The sequence below is a fragment of the Micromonospora sp. NPDC049282 genome (assembly GCF_043197045.1).
Taxonomy (GTDB): domain Bacteria; phylum Actinomycetota; class Actinomycetes; order Mycobacteriales; family Micromonosporaceae; genus Micromonospora.
This window is the reverse complement of the sequence record NZ_JBICSL010000009.1, coordinates 156,717-170,611: the sequence shown is the minus strand read 5'-3', so window position 1 is coordinate 170,611 and position 13,895 is coordinate 156,717. Positions and strand designations below refer to the sequence as shown.

The 13,895-nt window shown below is 74.0% G+C and carries 16 protein-coding genes; 10 read left to right on the top strand and 6 right to left on the bottom strand.

Going from position 1 to position 13,895, the window contains the following annotated elements; genetic code table 11:
• The first annotated feature begins 26 nt into the window (after positions 1 to 26).
• The 5 genes from ACGFI2_RS16940 to ACGFI2_RS16920 all read left to right on the top strand — a co-directional run bounded on the left by ACGFI2_RS16940 (position 27) and on the right by ACGFI2_RS16920 (position 3,077).
• Positions 27 to 1,223 (top strand): mechanosensitive ion channel family protein, encoded by a 1,197-nt coding sequence (locus ACGFI2_RS16940; protein WP_393517387.1) that lies wholly within the window; start codon positions 27 to 29, stop codon positions 1,221 to 1,223.
• Between the two features lie 320 nt (positions 1,224 to 1,543).
• On the top strand, positions 1,544 to 1,978 hold the full coding sequence (locus ACGFI2_RS16935; RefSeq protein WP_393517384.1) for a phage holin family protein: 435 nt from the start codon (positions 1,544 to 1,546) through the stop codon (positions 1,976 to 1,978).
• The gene (locus ACGFI2_RS16930) at positions 1,975 to 2,316 is read left to right on the top strand and encodes a DUF3618 domain-containing protein (RefSeq protein WP_393517381.1); all 342 of its coding nucleotides are present in this window, start codon (positions 1,975 to 1,977) and stop codon (positions 2,314 to 2,316) included. Before ACGFI2_RS16935 ends, ACGFI2_RS16930 begins: the two co-directional genes overlap by 4 nt.
• Positions 2,313 to 2,585, top strand: coding sequence for a DUF4235 domain-containing protein (locus ACGFI2_RS16925; RefSeq protein ID WP_393517378.1), 273 nt, complete (start codon positions 2,313 to 2,315; stop codon positions 2,583 to 2,585). The genes ACGFI2_RS16930 and ACGFI2_RS16925 overlap by 4 nt, the downstream gene beginning before the upstream one ends.
• A gap of 288 nt (positions 2,586 to 2,873) precedes the next feature.
• Entirely contained in the window at positions 2,874 to 3,077 is a 204-nt protein-coding gene (locus ACGFI2_RS16920; protein ID WP_088962828.1) for a cold-shock protein, read from the top strand.
• An 85-nt stretch (positions 3,078 to 3,162) separates the two neighbouring features.
• Here ACGFI2_RS16920 and ACGFI2_RS16915 read toward each other — a convergent pair whose 3' ends face one another.
• Both ACGFI2_RS16915 and ACGFI2_RS16910 read right to left on the bottom strand, forming a co-directional pair.
• The gene (locus ACGFI2_RS16915) at positions 3,163 to 3,354 is read right to left on the bottom strand and encodes a hypothetical protein (RefSeq protein ID WP_393517374.1); all 192 of its coding nucleotides are present in this window, start codon (positions 3,352 to 3,354) and stop codon (positions 3,163 to 3,165) included.
• A 91-nt stretch (positions 3,355 to 3,445) separates the two neighbouring features.
• Positions 3,446 to 4,429 (bottom strand): aldo/keto reductase, encoded by a 984-nt coding sequence (locus ACGFI2_RS16910; protein ID WP_393517371.1) that lies wholly within the window; start codon positions 4,427 to 4,429, stop codon positions 3,446 to 3,448.
• A gap of 86 nt (positions 4,430 to 4,515) precedes the next feature.
• Between ACGFI2_RS16910 and ACGFI2_RS16905 the strand changes: the two genes are divergently transcribed.
• Both ACGFI2_RS16905 and ACGFI2_RS16900 read left to right on the top strand, forming a co-directional pair.
• Entirely contained in the window at positions 4,516 to 5,307 is a 792-nt protein-coding gene (locus ACGFI2_RS16905) for a trans-aconitate 2-methyltransferase (protein WP_393517368.1), read from the top strand.
• On the top strand, positions 5,304 to 6,329 hold the full coding sequence (locus ACGFI2_RS16900) for an adenosine deaminase (protein WP_393517365.1): 1,026 nt from the start codon (positions 5,304 to 5,306) through the stop codon (positions 6,327 to 6,329). Before ACGFI2_RS16905 ends, ACGFI2_RS16900 begins: the two co-directional genes overlap by 4 nt.
• On the opposite strand, the gene ACGFI2_RS16895 is transcribed toward ACGFI2_RS16900, so the two are convergent.
• From ACGFI2_RS16895 to ACGFI2_RS16885, 3 genes are all read right to left on the bottom strand, one after another.
• Positions 6,286 to 6,561, bottom strand: a complete 276-nt coding sequence (locus ACGFI2_RS16895; RefSeq protein ID WP_393517362.1) for a hypothetical protein — start codon at positions 6,559 to 6,561, stop codon at positions 6,286 to 6,288. The genes ACGFI2_RS16900 and ACGFI2_RS16895 overlap by 44 nt on opposite strands.
• 229 nt (positions 6,562 to 6,790) lie before the next feature.
• The gene (locus ACGFI2_RS16890; RefSeq protein WP_393517359.1) at positions 6,791 to 8,179 is read right to left on the bottom strand and encodes an ATP-binding protein; all 1,389 of its coding nucleotides are present in this window, start codon (positions 8,177 to 8,179) and stop codon (positions 6,791 to 6,793) included.
• A gap of 29 nt (positions 8,180 to 8,208) precedes the next feature.
• The gene (locus tag ACGFI2_RS16885; protein ID WP_018784999.1) at positions 8,209 to 8,898 is read right to left on the bottom strand and encodes a response regulator transcription factor; all 690 of its coding nucleotides are present in this window, start codon (positions 8,896 to 8,898) and stop codon (positions 8,209 to 8,211) included.
• Positions 8,899 to 8,971: 73 nt separating this feature from the next.
• On the opposite strand from ACGFI2_RS16885, the gene ACGFI2_RS16880 reads away from it, so the two are divergent.
• On the top strand, positions 8,972 to 9,898 hold the full coding sequence (locus ACGFI2_RS16880) for an ADP-ribosylglycohydrolase family protein (RefSeq protein WP_393517354.1): 927 nt from the start codon (positions 8,972 to 8,974) through the stop codon (positions 9,896 to 9,898).
• 143 nt (positions 9,899 to 10,041) lie between these two features.
• On the opposite strand, the gene ACGFI2_RS16875 is transcribed toward ACGFI2_RS16880, so the two are convergent.
• Complete coding sequence (locus ACGFI2_RS16875) at positions 10,042 to 11,022, bottom strand: YcnI family protein (RefSeq protein ID WP_393517351.1); 981 nt, start codon at positions 11,020 to 11,022, stop codon at positions 10,042 to 10,044.
• Positions 11,023 to 11,223: 201 nt separating this feature from the next.
• On the opposite strand from ACGFI2_RS16875, the gene thrS reads away from it, so the two are divergent.
• Together thrS and ACGFI2_RS16865 are read left to right on the top strand one after the other, a co-directional pair.
• Positions 11,224 to 13,233, top strand: a complete 2,010-nt coding sequence (gene thrS, locus ACGFI2_RS16870) for a threonine--tRNA ligase (RefSeq protein ID WP_393517348.1) — start codon at positions 11,224 to 11,226, stop codon at positions 13,231 to 13,233.
• 107 nt (positions 13,234 to 13,340) lie between these two features.
• On the top strand, positions 13,341 to 13,895 hold the full coding sequence (locus tag ACGFI2_RS16865) for an HIT family protein (RefSeq protein WP_393517345.1): 555 nt from the start codon (positions 13,341 to 13,343) through the stop codon (positions 13,893 to 13,895).

Below are 13,895 nucleotides of genomic sequence, written 5' to 3'. Positions count from 1 at the left end.
CCGCCCGGGCCAGAGGGAGAGATTTCGTGCAGAGCTATCTCGTGACCGCCGCCGCCGCGCTCGCCGCGGCGGCGGTCGCGTTGGTGCTGGTCCAGGTGGTGCACCGGGTGATCCGGCGACTCGGTCGCCGCTCGCTGCTGATGACCGAGCTGACCGCGCACTCGCACCGCGCGTTCCAGGTCGCCGCGACAGTGGTCGGCGTGCAGCTCGCGGTCCGGTTCACCACGCTCTACGCGGTGGGCAGTCCCTGGCGGCAGTTCGTCCTGCACACGCTGGTGCTGGCCATGATCGCCGCCGCCGCGTGGCTGGTGGCCTCGCTGCTCGTGGTGGCGGAGGAGACCGCGTTGGCCCGGTTCCGGGTGGACGTGCCGAACAACCGGCACGCCCGGCGGGTGCGGACCCAGGTGGTGCTGCTGCGCCGGTTGACCATCGCGGTGATCGTGATCCTCGCCGTCGGCGTGATGCTGATGACCTTCCCGGCCGTACGCGGCATCGGCGCCGGCGTGCTCACCTCCGCCGGTGTGGTCGGTGTCGTCGCCGCGCTCGCCGCGCAGAGCCTGCTCGGCAACGTCTTCGCCGGCCTCCAGCTCGCCTTCAGCGACGCGGTCCGTCTCGACGACGTGGTCGTGGTCGAGGGGGAGTGGGGTCGGATCGAGGAGCTGACGCTCAGCTACGTGGTGGTGCAGGTCTGGGACGACCGCCGGCTGATCCTGCCGACCTCGTACTTCACCAGCAGGCCGTTCCAGAACTGGACCCGGACCGAGGCGGCGGTGCTCGGCACCGCCGAGTTCGACCTGGACTGGGCGATCCCGGTGCAGGCCATGCGGGAGGAGCTGCGCCGGCTCTGCGAGGGCACCGACCTGTGGGACGGTCGGGTCTGCGTGCTCCAGGTGACCGACGCCACCGGCGGGATGGTCAAGGTCCGCGCGCTGGTCAGCGCCGCCGACGCCGGCAGCCTCTGGGACCTGCGCTGCCTGGTCCGGGAGAACCTGGTGACCTGGGTACGCGACCACCGCCCCACCGCCCTGCCCCGGCTGCGCGCCGAGGTGGGCGAGACCACCGGCCCGCTGCCCTGGCAGGCGACGCAGCCGCGCCGGACGAGCCGCCGGCCGGCCGACACCGAGGCGCCCGACGACGCGCGGGTCTTCGGCGGCAGCGACGACGGCGACGCCCGCAGCGAGGTGTTCGTGGGCCGGGAGGACCACGCCGAGGCGCGGCGCTGACCCGCGTACCCCCGATCGGAGCCCCCGGCCGCCGCCCGCGGCGCCGGGGGCTCCGCGCGTCCGGCCAGGTTCCGCGACCCGGCGCCCGCGCGGCGTCGTCCCGGCCGGGACGGTACGCGGCCGGCCGGTCCGTTCGCGGAGTGTCCGGCCGAGTGGGTTTGATCGGCCCGTTCCGGGGGACGTGCTGCCCATGCCCCGGATTCCGGCCGGCCGACGCCGGACTCCGGCGGCGCGCGGCCGGGACCCACCGGCCGCTCCGCGCAGGATTGACGGGCGGCGACTCCGGGCATACAGCGCGGTGATGATGAAAGGAGGACAGCATGGCTGACGTCGCGAGTCGCACCACGTCCCGGACCGGGACCGAGCCGTCCACCGCGGAACTGGTGCAACGGGCCACCGAACAGGTCACCCGCCTGGTGCGGGACGAACTGGCCCTGGCCAGGGCGGAGCTGACCCAGAAGGGGAAGCACGCCGGGATCGGAATCGGTCTGTTCGGCGGTGGCGGGGTGATGGCGTTCTACGGCGCCGGCGCGCTTGTCGCCACCGTGATCCTGCTGCTGGCGCTGGTCATGCCGGCGTGGCTGGCCGCCCTGATCGTGGCGGTGGCGCTGTTCCTGCTCGCCGGGATCCTGGCGCTCGTGGGCAAGAAGCAGGTCAGCCGTGCCGTCCCGCCGGTGCCGGAGGCGGCGGTCCGCAGTGTGCGGGCGGACGTCGACACGGTCACCGCCGCGGTGAAGGACGGGAGGCGGGCATGACCGGCAACGGGACCGGGGACGTGGCGGCGCTCCGGGAGGAGATCCGCCGGACCCGGGTGGAACTCGGTGAGACGATGGAGCTGCTGGCCGCCCGGGCCGACCCCAAGGCGCTCGTGCGGCACTCCGCCGAGCAGGCCAAGGCGCGGATGCGCGAGCAGGCGGCGCTGACCGTGGCCCGGGTGCGGGGGCGGGCGGCCGAGCGGGCCCGGCTGCTCCGGGCGCAGGCGTACGACTCGGGCAGCGCTCTCGGGCGCAGCCCGTTGCCGTGGACGGCGGTGGCGGCCGGCGCGGTGGCGACCGTGGTGGTGCTGTTGGTGGTCCGAGGGAGGCGTCGGTGAGCGGCAGGATCGGTAAGGCGGCGTACAAGCCGGTGGGGGTGCTGCTCGGCCTGGCCGCCGGCGCGGTCGCCGGGATGGTCTTCCGGCAGGTCTGGAAGCTGGCGGCGGGCGACGACGACGCGCCGAGCGCCACCGACGAGGAGCGCCACTGGGGCGAGGTCCTCGCCGCCGCGGCCCTGCAGGGGGCGATCTTCTCGGCGGTCCGGGCGGCCGTGGACCGGGGCGGCGCGGTCGGTGTGCGCCGGCTGACCGGGCACTGGCCGGACTGATCGGACACTCGAACTGACCCCTTCCCCGCGACCTGGGGAAGGGGTCTTTCGCACGGCCACATCGGCCCGGGCGGCGATCATCGGCCAACCTTCAGGTCACATGTCGGAGAATTTCGTCCGGTAGGCTGTGCGAAGTTTTTGCGTACGTGGTTTGCTTTCTCACGCTGTTGCGAGACGCGTGGGTTGAGAGAGGTTCCCCGGACGGGGGGCCACCTCAGGCGCCGCTGCTCGAAAACGGCCAATCGGCCGCACGGCGTGCTCGGCCGCCAGTTTTAGAAGGAGTTGCACATGGCGCAGGGAACCGTGAAGTGGTTCAACGCTGACAAGGGCTTCGGCTTCATCACCGTCGACGGCGGGGGTGCTGACGTGTTCGTCCACTTCTCGGCCATCCAGTCCAGCGGCTACCGCTCGCTGGAGGAGAACCAGCGGGTGGAGTTCGAGATCGCCCAGGGTCAGAAGGGTCCGCAGGCCGAGCAGGTCCGCCCCATCTGAGCTGACACAACGCCGGCCGCGCCGGTCGGTGCGCGAAGCCCCGCATCCCGCACGGGAGGCGGGGCTTCTCCATGTCCGGCGCGCCTCAGCGGCGTCGGGCCCGCATGCCGTACCAGAGCGCGACGAGTCCGATCAGGACCACCACCGGGCCGACCATCGCCCAGATCCGCTGGTCGGTCAGCGCGCTGCCCTCGACGTAGCCGAGCCCCAGCACCGTCCAGAGCGCACCCAGCACCACGGCCAGCAACCCCACGGTCAGCCGGAACCAACCCCTCATCGCGCCCCCTCCACGACGTCCGCCCCGCCTCCAGCATGCCCGCCGGCGTCCGGCGCCGGTGGCGCCGCGCCGACGGGCCGGGCCGAACCGGTCACCACCGGTCGTGCACCTGCGGCCGGATCAGCTCGTCGTAGGTGGCCCGCACCGAGGCCAGCTCCACCTCGGTCAGCGGCGGCCGGCCGGCCGCCTCGGCGTTGCGCCGGGCCTGCTCGGCGGAGCGGGCGCCGGGGATCACCACGGTCACGCCGGGCTGGTCGAGGATCCAGCGCAGCGCGAACTGGGCCATGGTGCGGTCGTCGCCGACCAGCGGCGCGAGCCGGCGCACCGCGGCCAGGCCGAGGTCGTAGTCGACGCCGGAGAACGTCTCGCCGACGTCGAACGACTCGCCGTGTCGGTTGAAGGTGCGGTGGTCGTTCTCCGGGAACGTGGTGTGCTCGTCGTAGCGACCGGAGAGCAGGCCGCTGGCCAGCGGGACCCGGGCGATGACGCCCACCCCGGCCGCGGCGGCGGCCGGCAGCACCCGCTCCAGCGGCTTGTGCCGGACCGCGTTGAGGATGATCTGGACGCTGGCCACCCCGGGTCGGGCGATGGCGGTGAGCGCCTGGTCGCAGGTCTCCACGCTGACCCCGTACCCGGCGACGCGCTTCTCGGCGACCAGCGTGTCCAGGGCGTCGAAGACCCGGTCGTCGGCGAAGACCGCGGTGGGCGGGCAGTGCAGCTGGACCAGGTCCAGCGTGTCGACGCCGAGGTTGGCCCGGGACCGGTCGGTCCAGGCCCGGAAGTTGTCCAGGGTGTACGCCTCCGGCGTCTGCGGCACCCGGCGGCCCATCTTGGTGGCCACGGTCAGCCCGTGGTCCGGGTGGGCCCGCAGGAACCGCCCGATCAGCTGTTCGCTGCGGCCGTCGCCGTACACGTCCGCGGTGTCCAGGAAGGTGACGCCGGCGTCCACCGCGGCGGTGAGCACGTCGAGCGCCGCGTCCTCGCTGACCTCGCCCCAGTCGGCGCCGAGCTGCCACGCGCCGAGTCCGATGATGCCGACGTGCCGGCCGAGCCGGTCGAAGTTGCGCTGTTCCATCCGGCCGAGCCTAGTGAGCGGGTTGCCGCTTCGCCCGTCGGGCCGTACGGTCTCCAACAAGACGTACGTACGGTTTGGAGAATGTCATGTGGGATCCCCGCGCCTACCTGCGCTACGGCGACCAGCGCTCCCGGCCCTTCCACGACCTGCTGGCCCGGGTCGGCGCGAGTCGCCCGCGCGCGGTGGTCGACCTCGGCTGCGGGCCCGGCACGCTGACCGCCACGCTCGCCGAGCGTTGGCCCGGCAGCCGGATCACCGGCCTGGACTCCTCGCCCGAGATGATCGCGCGCGCCGACGCCCTGGCCTCCCCGGTCACCTTCGCCGTGGCCGACGTCCGCGACTGGCGCCCCGCCCCCGAGGTGGACGTGCTGGTCGGCAACGCGGTGCTCCAGTGGGTGCCGGAACACCGCGAGCTGCTCGCCCGCTGGGCCACCGAGCTGCCGTCCGGCGCGTGGCTGGCGTTCCAGGTGCCCGGCAACTTCGCCGCGCCGTCGCACCGGGCGCTGCGCGAGGTCGCCGGGCGGGACCGGTGGCGCGACCGCCTCGCCGGGCTGCTGCGCGAGGCCCCGGTCGACGAGCCGGTCGACTACGCCACGCTGCTGACCGGCGCCGGTTGCGCGGTGGACGCCTGGGAGACCACCTACCTGCACCTGCTGCCGGCCGCCGGCGCGGACCACCCGGTGCTGGCCTGGATGGAGGGCACGGCCCTGCGCCCGGTCCGCGCCGCGCTGGACGCCGCCGGCTGGGCCGACTTCCGCACCGAGCTGGGGGTACGGCTGGCCGAGGCGTACCAGCTGCGGCAGGGTCAGGTGTACTTTCCGTTCCGCCGGATCTTCGTGGTGGCCCGCACCGGCGCCCGCGCAGAGGAGAACTCGTGACCGACCTGCCCACCTTCATCGCCGACCTGCCCAAGGTGGAGCTGCACGTACACCACGTCGGCTCCGCCTCGCCCCGCATCGTCGCCGAGTTGGCTGCCCGGCACGAGGGGCGCAGCCCCGTCCCGGCCGACCCGGAGGCGCTCGCCGACTACTTCGCGTTCCGCGACTTCGCCCACTTCGTCGAGGTCTACCTGAGCGTGGTCGACCTGATCCGCGACGCCGACGACGTCTGGCTGCTCACCCACGAGGTGGCCCGCGAGCTGGCCCGCCAGCAGGTCCGGTACGCGGAGCTGACCGTCACGCCCTACTCGCACGTGCACCGGGGCATCCCGGCGCCGGCGTTCTGCGAGGCGATCGAGGACGCCCGCAAGCGGGCCGAGGCCGACTTCGGCATCGTGCTGCGCTGGTGCTTCGACATCCCAGGCGAGGCCGGGTTGCCGGCCGCCGAGCAGACCCTGCGGATCGCGCTCGACGAGCGGCCGGACGGGCTGATCAGCTTCGGCCTGGGCGGCCCCGAGATCGGGGTGCCCCGGCCGCAGTTCAAGCCGTACTTCGACCAGGCCCGCGCGGCCGGCCTGCGCTCGGTGCCGCACGCCGGTGAGACCACCGGCCCGGAGACGATCTGGGACGCGTTGCGCGAGCTGGGCGCCGAGCGGATCGGTCACGGCATCTCCGCCGCGCTCGACCCGGAGCTGCTGGCCCACCTGGCGGAGCGGCGGATCCCGCTGGAGGTGTGCCCGACCTCCAACGTGCGGACCCGGGCGGTGTCCAGCCTCGACGAGCACCCGCTGCCGCAGCTGATCGAGGCCGGCGTGCCGGTCAGCATCAACTCCGACGACCCGCCGATGTTCGGCACCACGCTCAACGACGAGTACGCGGTCGCCGCCCGGCTGCTCGGCATCGGCCCGGAGGGGTTGGCCGCGCTGGCCCGGGACGCGGTGACCGCCGCGTTCCTGGCGCCGGCAGAGCAGGCCCGGATCAGCGCCGAGATCGACGCGTACCTGGTGAGCGCGGCACGCTGAGCGGCCGCACGGGCGCCGGCCGCCGGGACAGCCGGGGCGGCCGGCGCCGGGTGGCCAGGAGCACCCCGAGCACGGCCGGCGCGAGCAGCGCGACGGCGAAGCCGGACATGCCCGGTGCGGTGCGGCCCGGACCGTGCGCGAGCACCGGGTCCTGCCAGACGGCGAGCGTGAGGGCGATACCGAGGCCGATCACGGCGGCCCAGCGGAGCAGGCGGCTGACGGTCGGCGTCATCACGGTCACCTCCGCCCGGCTCGACACCGAGAGCGGCGCGCGACGGGAGCGAGGTGTGGGGGGACCGGACTCCCGCCGCGCGCACGGATCCGCCGGCCGGAAGGTGTTACGGGGCGTCCCGGCCGACGGAACTGATGGGTTCTGTCGGAGATACTGGCATTCCGCGGCCCCGTGGCGGCCGTCGTTAAAACACTCCTAAGGAGAACTTGCGCCGCCGCACAGCCACGGGTCAGCGCGGGCGCGGCCAGCGCCGCCCGGTGCGTGGTTCGCGGGCCTCCCGGGCCATCCGGCCGACCAGCCCGAACCGGTTGACCTGTCGCGGCGCCGCGTCCGGGTCGGCCAGCAGCATCACCACGCTGGCCCCGCCGAGACGCGCCCGGTCGAGGCTCACCGAACCGTTCGCCTGCAACGCGACCCGCTTGGCGATGTCCAGCCCGAGCCCGGTGGAGCCCTGGTCGCTCTCACCCCGGCGCAACGCCCGGTCCGGGTTGGCGATGCCCGGCCCGGCGTCGTCGATCCGGATCGCCACCCAGCCGTCGCGGCGGCTCACCGCCACCTCGAACGCGGTGCCCTGCGGCGTGTAGCGGAAGACGTTGCCGATCACCGCGTCCAGCGCCGCGGCCAACTCGGCGCGGGGCACCGGCGCCGGGATGCGCAGCTGCGCCCCGACCACCCGGTGCGGCCGGTTCTGGTCGCCGGCCAGCGCCGACCAGAAGACCATCCGGTCCCGGACCACCTCGCTCACGTCGCAGGACGCCGGCGCCGTCTCCTGGCTGACCGCCTTGCGGGTGGTCTTGATCAGCTGGTCGACCTCGCCCTCCAACGTGACGATGGCCTGCCGGATCCGGCGGATGCCGCGCCGCCGGTCCAGCTCCGCCTCGCTGAACGTGCCGATGCTGGTGTCGTCGGACTCCAGGGCCTCCGCGTCCAGCCGCAGCGCGGTCAGCGGGGTACGCAGCCGGTGCGACAGGTCGGCGACGAGTTCGTGCTCGTCGGCGCGGAGCGCCACCAGCCGCTCCGCCATCCGGTTGAACGCGTGCCCGGCCTCGGCCAGCTCCCGCGGACCGGCCGGCTCGACCCGTACGCCGAGCTCGCCGTCGCCCACCGCGAGCGCCGCCTTGACCAGGTCGCCGGTCGCGTCCACGGCCCGGGCGGCCACCCGGTCGACCACGATCACCGCGGCGCCGACCAGCGCCAGCGCCACCGCGAGCAGCAGCAGCCACCGCCCGCCGGCGCCGGCGTCGAGCACCTCGTCGGGTACGAAGACCTCCACCACGGCCACCCGGTCACCGAGCACCACCGGGTCCAGCCGCAGCACCCCGCCGTCCACCTCGGTCACCACCGAGCGCCGCTGCGCGGCGGCGTCGGCCAACGCGGCGGAGTCGGCGCGACCGGCCGACTCGTCGGTGCCGATGCCGTGCACGACCGGCCGCAGCGCCGGGTCGTCCCCGCTGGCCGCCACCGCCCGCTTGACCACCTCGGCGTCGGTGCTGACCGCCAGCGCGCCGGTGACCAGCGCGCCACGCCGGGCGGCGTCGGCCAGCTTCTCCTCGCGGGACTGGTCGGACAGGGTGATGCCGAGCGGGATGAGGAACGCGAACGCGACCAGGCTGCACATGCCGGCGGTGAGCCAGGCCAGCGCCGGTCTCAGTCCGGCGCCACCAGCCGGAAGCCGACCCCCCGCACGGTGCGCAGGTAGCGGGGCTTCGCCGCGGACTCGCCCATTTTGCGGCGGAGCCAGTAAAGGTGAACGTCGATGGTCTGGTCCTCGCCGACCGATGGCTGCCGCCATACCTCCTCCAAGAGTTCCCGCCGGGACACTACCCGGCCGGGACGAGCGGCGAGATACGCCAGCAGGTCGAATTCCTTGCGGGTCAGGGCCAGTGACTCCCCGTCCAGCACCGCGCTGCGCTCGCCCACGTCCACCCGCAGACCGCCGACCGTGTGCACGGCCGGTTGCACGGTACGGCTGGCCCGCCCGGCCCGGCGCAGCACGGTGGTGATCCGGGCGTCCAGGTGCGCGCCGGTGAACGGCTTGACCATGTAGTCGTCCGCGCCGGCCCGCAGCAGCCGGACCACCGACTGCTCGTCGTCGCGCGCGGTGGCGATGATGATCGGCACGTCGGTGATGCCCCGCAGCATGCGCAGCGCGTCCGAGCCGTCCAGGTCCGGCAGGCCCAGGTCGAGCACCACCAGGTCGGGCGTCTCCGCGGCGACCCGGCGCAACGCGTCCAGCGCGGTGCCGACGGCGTGCACCGCGTGCCCCCGGTCGGTCAGCGACCGCAGCATCGCGCCACGCACCACGTGGTCGTCTTCGACCAGCAGGACGGTTGCCACGTCAGCACCGTACTCGGCGTGGCAAGTCGATCGCGTTGCGACGGCCCGGGGAACCGGGCAAGCTGGGACGGCGATGACGTTCATCCTCTTCCCCGACACCCGCCTCACGCTCGCCCGCGACGCGCTGGCCGGCCTGTCGGTGGGCGATGCCCTCGGCTCCCGGTTCTTCGTCCCCGGCGGGACCGTCGCCCCCTGGCCGGACGCGCTGCCGCCCGGCCCGTGGCCCTGGAGCGACGACACCGAGATGGCGTGCTCGGTGCTGGGTGTGCTCGCGGCGCACGGCCGGATGGAGCCCGACGCGCTCGCGCTCGCCTTCGCCACGCACTACGACCCGACCCGCCGCTACGGCGCCGGCGCGGTCGAGTTGCTGGAGCTCATCCGCGCCGGCACGCCGTGGCCGGTGGCCGCCGCCTCGGCCTTCGACGGGCAGGGCTCCTGCGGCAACGGCGCGGCCATGCGCGTCGCCCCGCTGGGCGCCTGGCACGCCGACTCCACCCGGCGCGCCGCCGACCAGGCCCGTGCCTCGGCCGAGGTGACCCACGCCCACCCGGAGGGCGTCGCCGGAGCGGTGGCGGTGGCGGTGGCCGCCTCGCTGGCCGCCCGCGCCCGCCTCGACGGCGACCGGCCCGAGCCGGCCCGGCTTCTGGGCGCGGTGGCCGGCGCGCTCGACCCGGCCGGCGAGGTGCACCGGGGCGTACGCCGGGCCGCCGCGCTGCTCGGGCACCCCGCCGGCGAGGTGGCCGAGGCGGTGGGCAACGGCTCGCGGGTCACCGCGCAGGACACCGTCCCGTTCACGCTCTGGGTCGCCGCCACGCTGCTGCACGACTACCCGGCCGCGATCCGCGCGTGCGTGGAGGCGGGCGGCGACGTGGACACCACGGCGGCGATCGTCGGCGGGATCGTCGCCGCCCACACCGGGGTCGGCACCCCCGGTGGCGTTCCCGAGGGTTGGCTGACCGCACGCGAGCCGCTGCCCGGCTGGCTCGCCACTTCCGCCTGACCGTTCCACCTCGCGCCTCGCGCCTCGCGCCTCGCGCCAGATCTTGGTAGGAAACGGCCCCCCTGGGGGCTGTCATGTCCCGCGTGCGGCGTCCGGGGTGGCCGGCTGGCGGTCAGGAGCGTGCGGGGTGGGGGCGGCGGCGGTCAGGAGCGTGTGGGGACGGTGCCGGCGGTAACGGGCTCGTCGGAGGCCGGGGCGTCGGTCGCGGGCGCCTGGGCGGAGTCACCGCCACCGGATCGGGCGCCGGCACCGGGCCGGGTGCCGGCACCGGGGTTGGCGTCGGCGTGCCGGGTGGGGGAGTCGGTGGTGGGCTCGGAGACGGTGGTGGGGGAGTCGGCGGTGTCCGGCGGGAGGGTCATGGTGCCGCGCCGGCGGCGGCTGAGCAGCCAGCCGATCGCGGCCCCGCCGGCCAGCCCGGCGAGCAGGCCGCCACCGAGCAGCAGGTCCGCGCTCGGCCCGTCGTCGGCCGCCGCTGCTCCGGCGGGGTTCCCGGCCGGCGCGGTGTCTCCCGGCGCGTCGCCCGCGGCGCCGTGACCGCCGTGGCCCCCGGCGCCCGCGCCGGCGTCGCCGTCGTGGGTGGCGGTGCCCGGCAGCGGGGGCAGCAACGCGACCGACGGCGCCGGGTGCGCGCCGCCCGCCGGGTCCGCCCACCGGACCACCGTGCCGTCGGAGTACGTCTGCACCACGGTGAAGGTCAACCGGTCGGTGGCCGGCATCGGTCCCATGCCGAGCGGCAGCCGGGCCGCGCCGGTGCCGCCGCCGGGCACCCGCAGCCAGGTCACCGCATGGGTCACCTGGTTCAGCTCGGAGGCGTGGATGCCGGCGACCGGCTGGTCCAGGGTGCGGGTGGTGATGGTCGGCGCCCAGTCCGGCACGGACAGCGGATAGACCTCGCCGATCGGGGCGTCCGCCGGCATGGTCAGCTCCACCTTGGTGGTCCGGCTGCCCGGTCGGTCCGCGGGCACCACCACGGACAGCTCGATCGCGTCGCCCTGGCGCACCTCACCGGGGGAGGTCGTCACGGTCACGTCGGCGGCGCTGGCCGGGCCCGGCCAGCCCACCGCCCCGGCGAGCGCGGCGGCCAGCAGCGCCGCCGCCCACCGGCCCTGACGGGTCATCCTCATCGTCGTCCCCATCCTTCTCGACCGGGGTCGGTACCGGCTCCGGCCCCACCCGGTAGTTCGGACCGGACGGTCGAAAGGTTCAACGCGGCGCCGAACTCGTGCCCCGTGCGCCGCGTCGCCGACGGCGCGGATCCGGGCGACCGATACCATCGCAGGGGCCGGTCACCCGGCAGATCCGTATCGTCGACGACAGGAGTCACCGTGTCCGCACCCCGTATCCCCGTCGTGGCCGACCCCGTCGTCGTCGCCGCCGGGACCACGGCGGCCGACGCGGTGGCCGCGGCCGGCCTGCCCACGAACGGGCCGAAGGCGATCGTGGTGGTCCGCGACCCGCAGGGCCGGCTGCGCGACCTGGACTGGAAGCCGGCCGAGGAGACCTCGGTCGAGCCGGTGCCGCTGAACAGCCCGGCCGGCCTGGAGGTGCTGCGACACTCCACCGCGCACGTGCTCGCCCAGGCCGTGCAGGACGTCTTCCCGGAGGCGAAGCTCGGCATCGGCCCGCCGATCGAGAACGGCTTCTACTACGACTTCGGCGTGGACAAGCCGTTCCAGCCGGAGGACCTGACGAAGCTCGAGAAGCGGATGCAGGAGATCGTCAAGTCCGGCCAGCGGTTCCGCCGCCGTCGCTTCTCCAGCCTGGACGAGGCCCGGGGCGAGCTGGCCGCCGAGCCGTTCAAGCTGGAGCTGATCGAGGTCAAGGGCGAGGGCCTCGACTCCTCCGAGGTGATGGAGGTGGGCGGCGGCGAGCTGACCATCTACGACAACCTCGCCGCGAACGAGGACAAGGTCTGCTGGTCGGACCTGTGCCGGGGCCCGCACCTGCCGAACACCCGGCTGATCGGCGCGTTCAAGCTGATGCGCTCCGCCGCCGCCTACTGGCGCGGCTCGGAGAAGAACCCGCAGCTGCAGCGGGTCTACGGCACCGCCTGGCCGACCCGGGACGAGCTCAAGGCGTACCTGAAGCTGTTGGAGGAGGCCGCCCGGCGCGACCACCGCAAGCTCGGCACGGACCTCGACCTGTTCAGCTTCCCCGACGAGATCGGCTCCGGCCTGCCCGTCTTCCACCCCAAGGGTGGCGTGCTCAAGCGGGTGATGGAGGACTACGTCCGCACCCGCCACATCGAGGAGGGCTTCCAGTACGTCGGGACGCCGCACATCTCCAAGGAAGGTCTCTTCCACACCTCGGGTCACCTGCCCTACTACAAGGACACGATGTTCCCGCCGATGGAGATGGAGGGCAGCGACTACTACCTCAAGGCGATGAACTGCCCGATGCACAACCTGATCTACCGGTCGCGCGGGCGGTCCTACCGGCAGCTGCCGATCCGGCTGTTCGAGTTCGGCTCGGTCTACCGGTACGAGAAGTCGGGCGTGATCCACGGCCTGACCCGGGTCCGCGGCTTCACCCAGGACGACTCGCACTCCTACTGCACCCGGGAGCAGGCGCCGGCGGAGATCAAGCATCTGCTGGGTTTCGTGCTCAGCCTGCTGCGTGACTTCGGCATCGACGACTTCTACCTGGAGCTGTCCACCCGCGACGACACCCGGCCGGACAAGTTCGTCGGCACCGACTCCGACTGGGCCACCGCGACCGAGGTGCTGGAGCGGTGCGCGCTGGAGACCGGCCTGGACCTGGTCCCCGACCCGGGCGGCGCGGCCTTCTACGGCCCGAAGATCTCCGTGCAGGCCAAGGACGCCATCGGCCGCACCTGGCAGATGTCGACCATCCAGTACGACTTCAACCAGCCGAAGGGCTTCGGCCTGGAGTACCAGGCGGCCGACGGCACCCGGCAGCAGCCGGTGATGATCCACTGCGCCAAGTTCGGCTCGATCGAGCGGTTCATCGGCGTGCTCACCGAGCACTACGCGGGCGCGTTCCCGGCCTGGCTCGCGCCGGTGCAGGTGGTCGGCATCCCGATCCGCGACGAGCACGGCGACTACCTGGAGGACTTCGCGGGCACGCTGCGCCGGCACGGCGTCCGGGCCGAGGTCGACCTGGGCGACGACCGGATGCAGAAGAAGATCCGCAACGCCCAGCAGCAGAAGATCCCGTTCATGGTGATCGCCGGCGACGACGACGTGGCGGCGGGCACGGTCTCGTTCCGCTACCGGGACGGTTCGCAGCGCAACGGCGTGCCGCTCGCCGAGGCGGTCGCGCACGTCCGCGAGTTGGTCGAGTCCCGTGCCAACAGCGGCCCCACCGCCGCCTGAGGTGTGAGGCGGGGCCCCCTCCTGACGCCTCCGGTAGAGGCGGGGGACCCGCTTGACCGTGCGGCGCGGTTCGGTGGTGCGGCGGCGCGGATCGTAGGATCGCCGGTGTGACAGGGGTGGAGCGGCACGCGGACAGTGGTCTGGCGGACGGGTTGGAACGGCTCTGGACGCCGCACCGGATGACCTACATATCCGGCGAGGACCGGCCCGAGGGCGGTTACGAGAAGCCGACCGGCTGCCCGTTCTGCCTGGCCCCCGGCCGCCCGGCGGAGGAGAGCCTGGTGGTCGCCCGCGGCGAGCACGTGTTCGCGGTGCTCAACCTCTATCCGTACAACCCCGGCCACCTGCTGGTCTGTCCCTACCGGCACGTGGCCGACTACACCGAGCTGGACGCGCCGGAGACGGCCGAGCTGGCCGCGTTCACCAAGGACGCCATGCGGGTGGTCCGCCACGTGTCCAACGCGCACGGCTTCAACCTGGGCATGAACCAGGGTGGTGTGGCCGGCGCGGGCATCGCCGCGCACCTGCACCAGCACGTGGTGCCGCGCTGGGGCGGCGACGCGAACTTCATGCCGGTCATCGGCCGCACCAAGGTGCTGCCGCAACTGCTCACGGACACCCGTGACCTGTTCGCGAAGGTGTGGCCGGTCCGGCCGGGCTGA

Excerpts from the sequence above, each read along its gene's own strand:
- ACGFI2_RS16890 (WP_393517359.1), bottom strand. The coding sequence starts at position 8,179 with ATGTGCAGCCTGGTCGCGTTCGCGTTCCTCATCCCGCTCGGCATCACC.
- ACGFI2_RS16895 (WP_393517362.1), bottom strand. The coding sequence starts at position 6,561 with ATGACGCCGACCGTCAGCCGCCTGCTCCGCTGGGCCGCCGTGATCGGC.
- ACGFI2_RS16915 (WP_393517374.1), bottom strand. The coding sequence starts at position 3,354 with ATGAGGGGTTGGTTCCGGCTGACCGTGGGGTTGCTGGCCGTGGTGCTG.
- ACGFI2_RS16875 (WP_393517351.1), bottom strand. The coding sequence starts at position 11,022 with ATGAGGATGACCCGTCAGGGCCGGTGGGCGGCGGCGCTGCTGGCCGCC.
- ACGFI2_RS16905 (WP_393517368.1), top strand. The coding sequence starts at position 4,516 with ATGTGGGATCCCCGCGCCTACCTGCGCTACGGCGACCAGCGCTCCCGG.
- ACGFI2_RS16935 (WP_393517384.1), top strand. The coding sequence starts at position 1,544 with ATGGCTGACGTCGCGAGTCGCACCACGTCCCGGACCGGGACCGAGCCG.
- ACGFI2_RS16930 (WP_393517381.1), top strand. The coding sequence starts at position 1,975 with ATGACCGGCAACGGGACCGGGGACGTGGCGGCGCTCCGGGAGGAGATC.
- ACGFI2_RS16920 (WP_088962828.1), top strand. The coding sequence starts at position 2,874 with ATGGCGCAGGGAACCGTGAAGTGGTTCAACGCTGACAAGGGCTTCGGC.
- ACGFI2_RS16910 (WP_393517371.1), bottom strand. The coding sequence starts at position 4,429 with ATGGAACAGCGCAACTTCGACCGGCTCGGCCGGCACGTCGGCATCATC.
- ACGFI2_RS16880 (WP_393517354.1), top strand. The coding sequence starts at position 8,972 with ATGACGTTCATCCTCTTCCCCGACACCCGCCTCACGCTCGCCCGCGAC.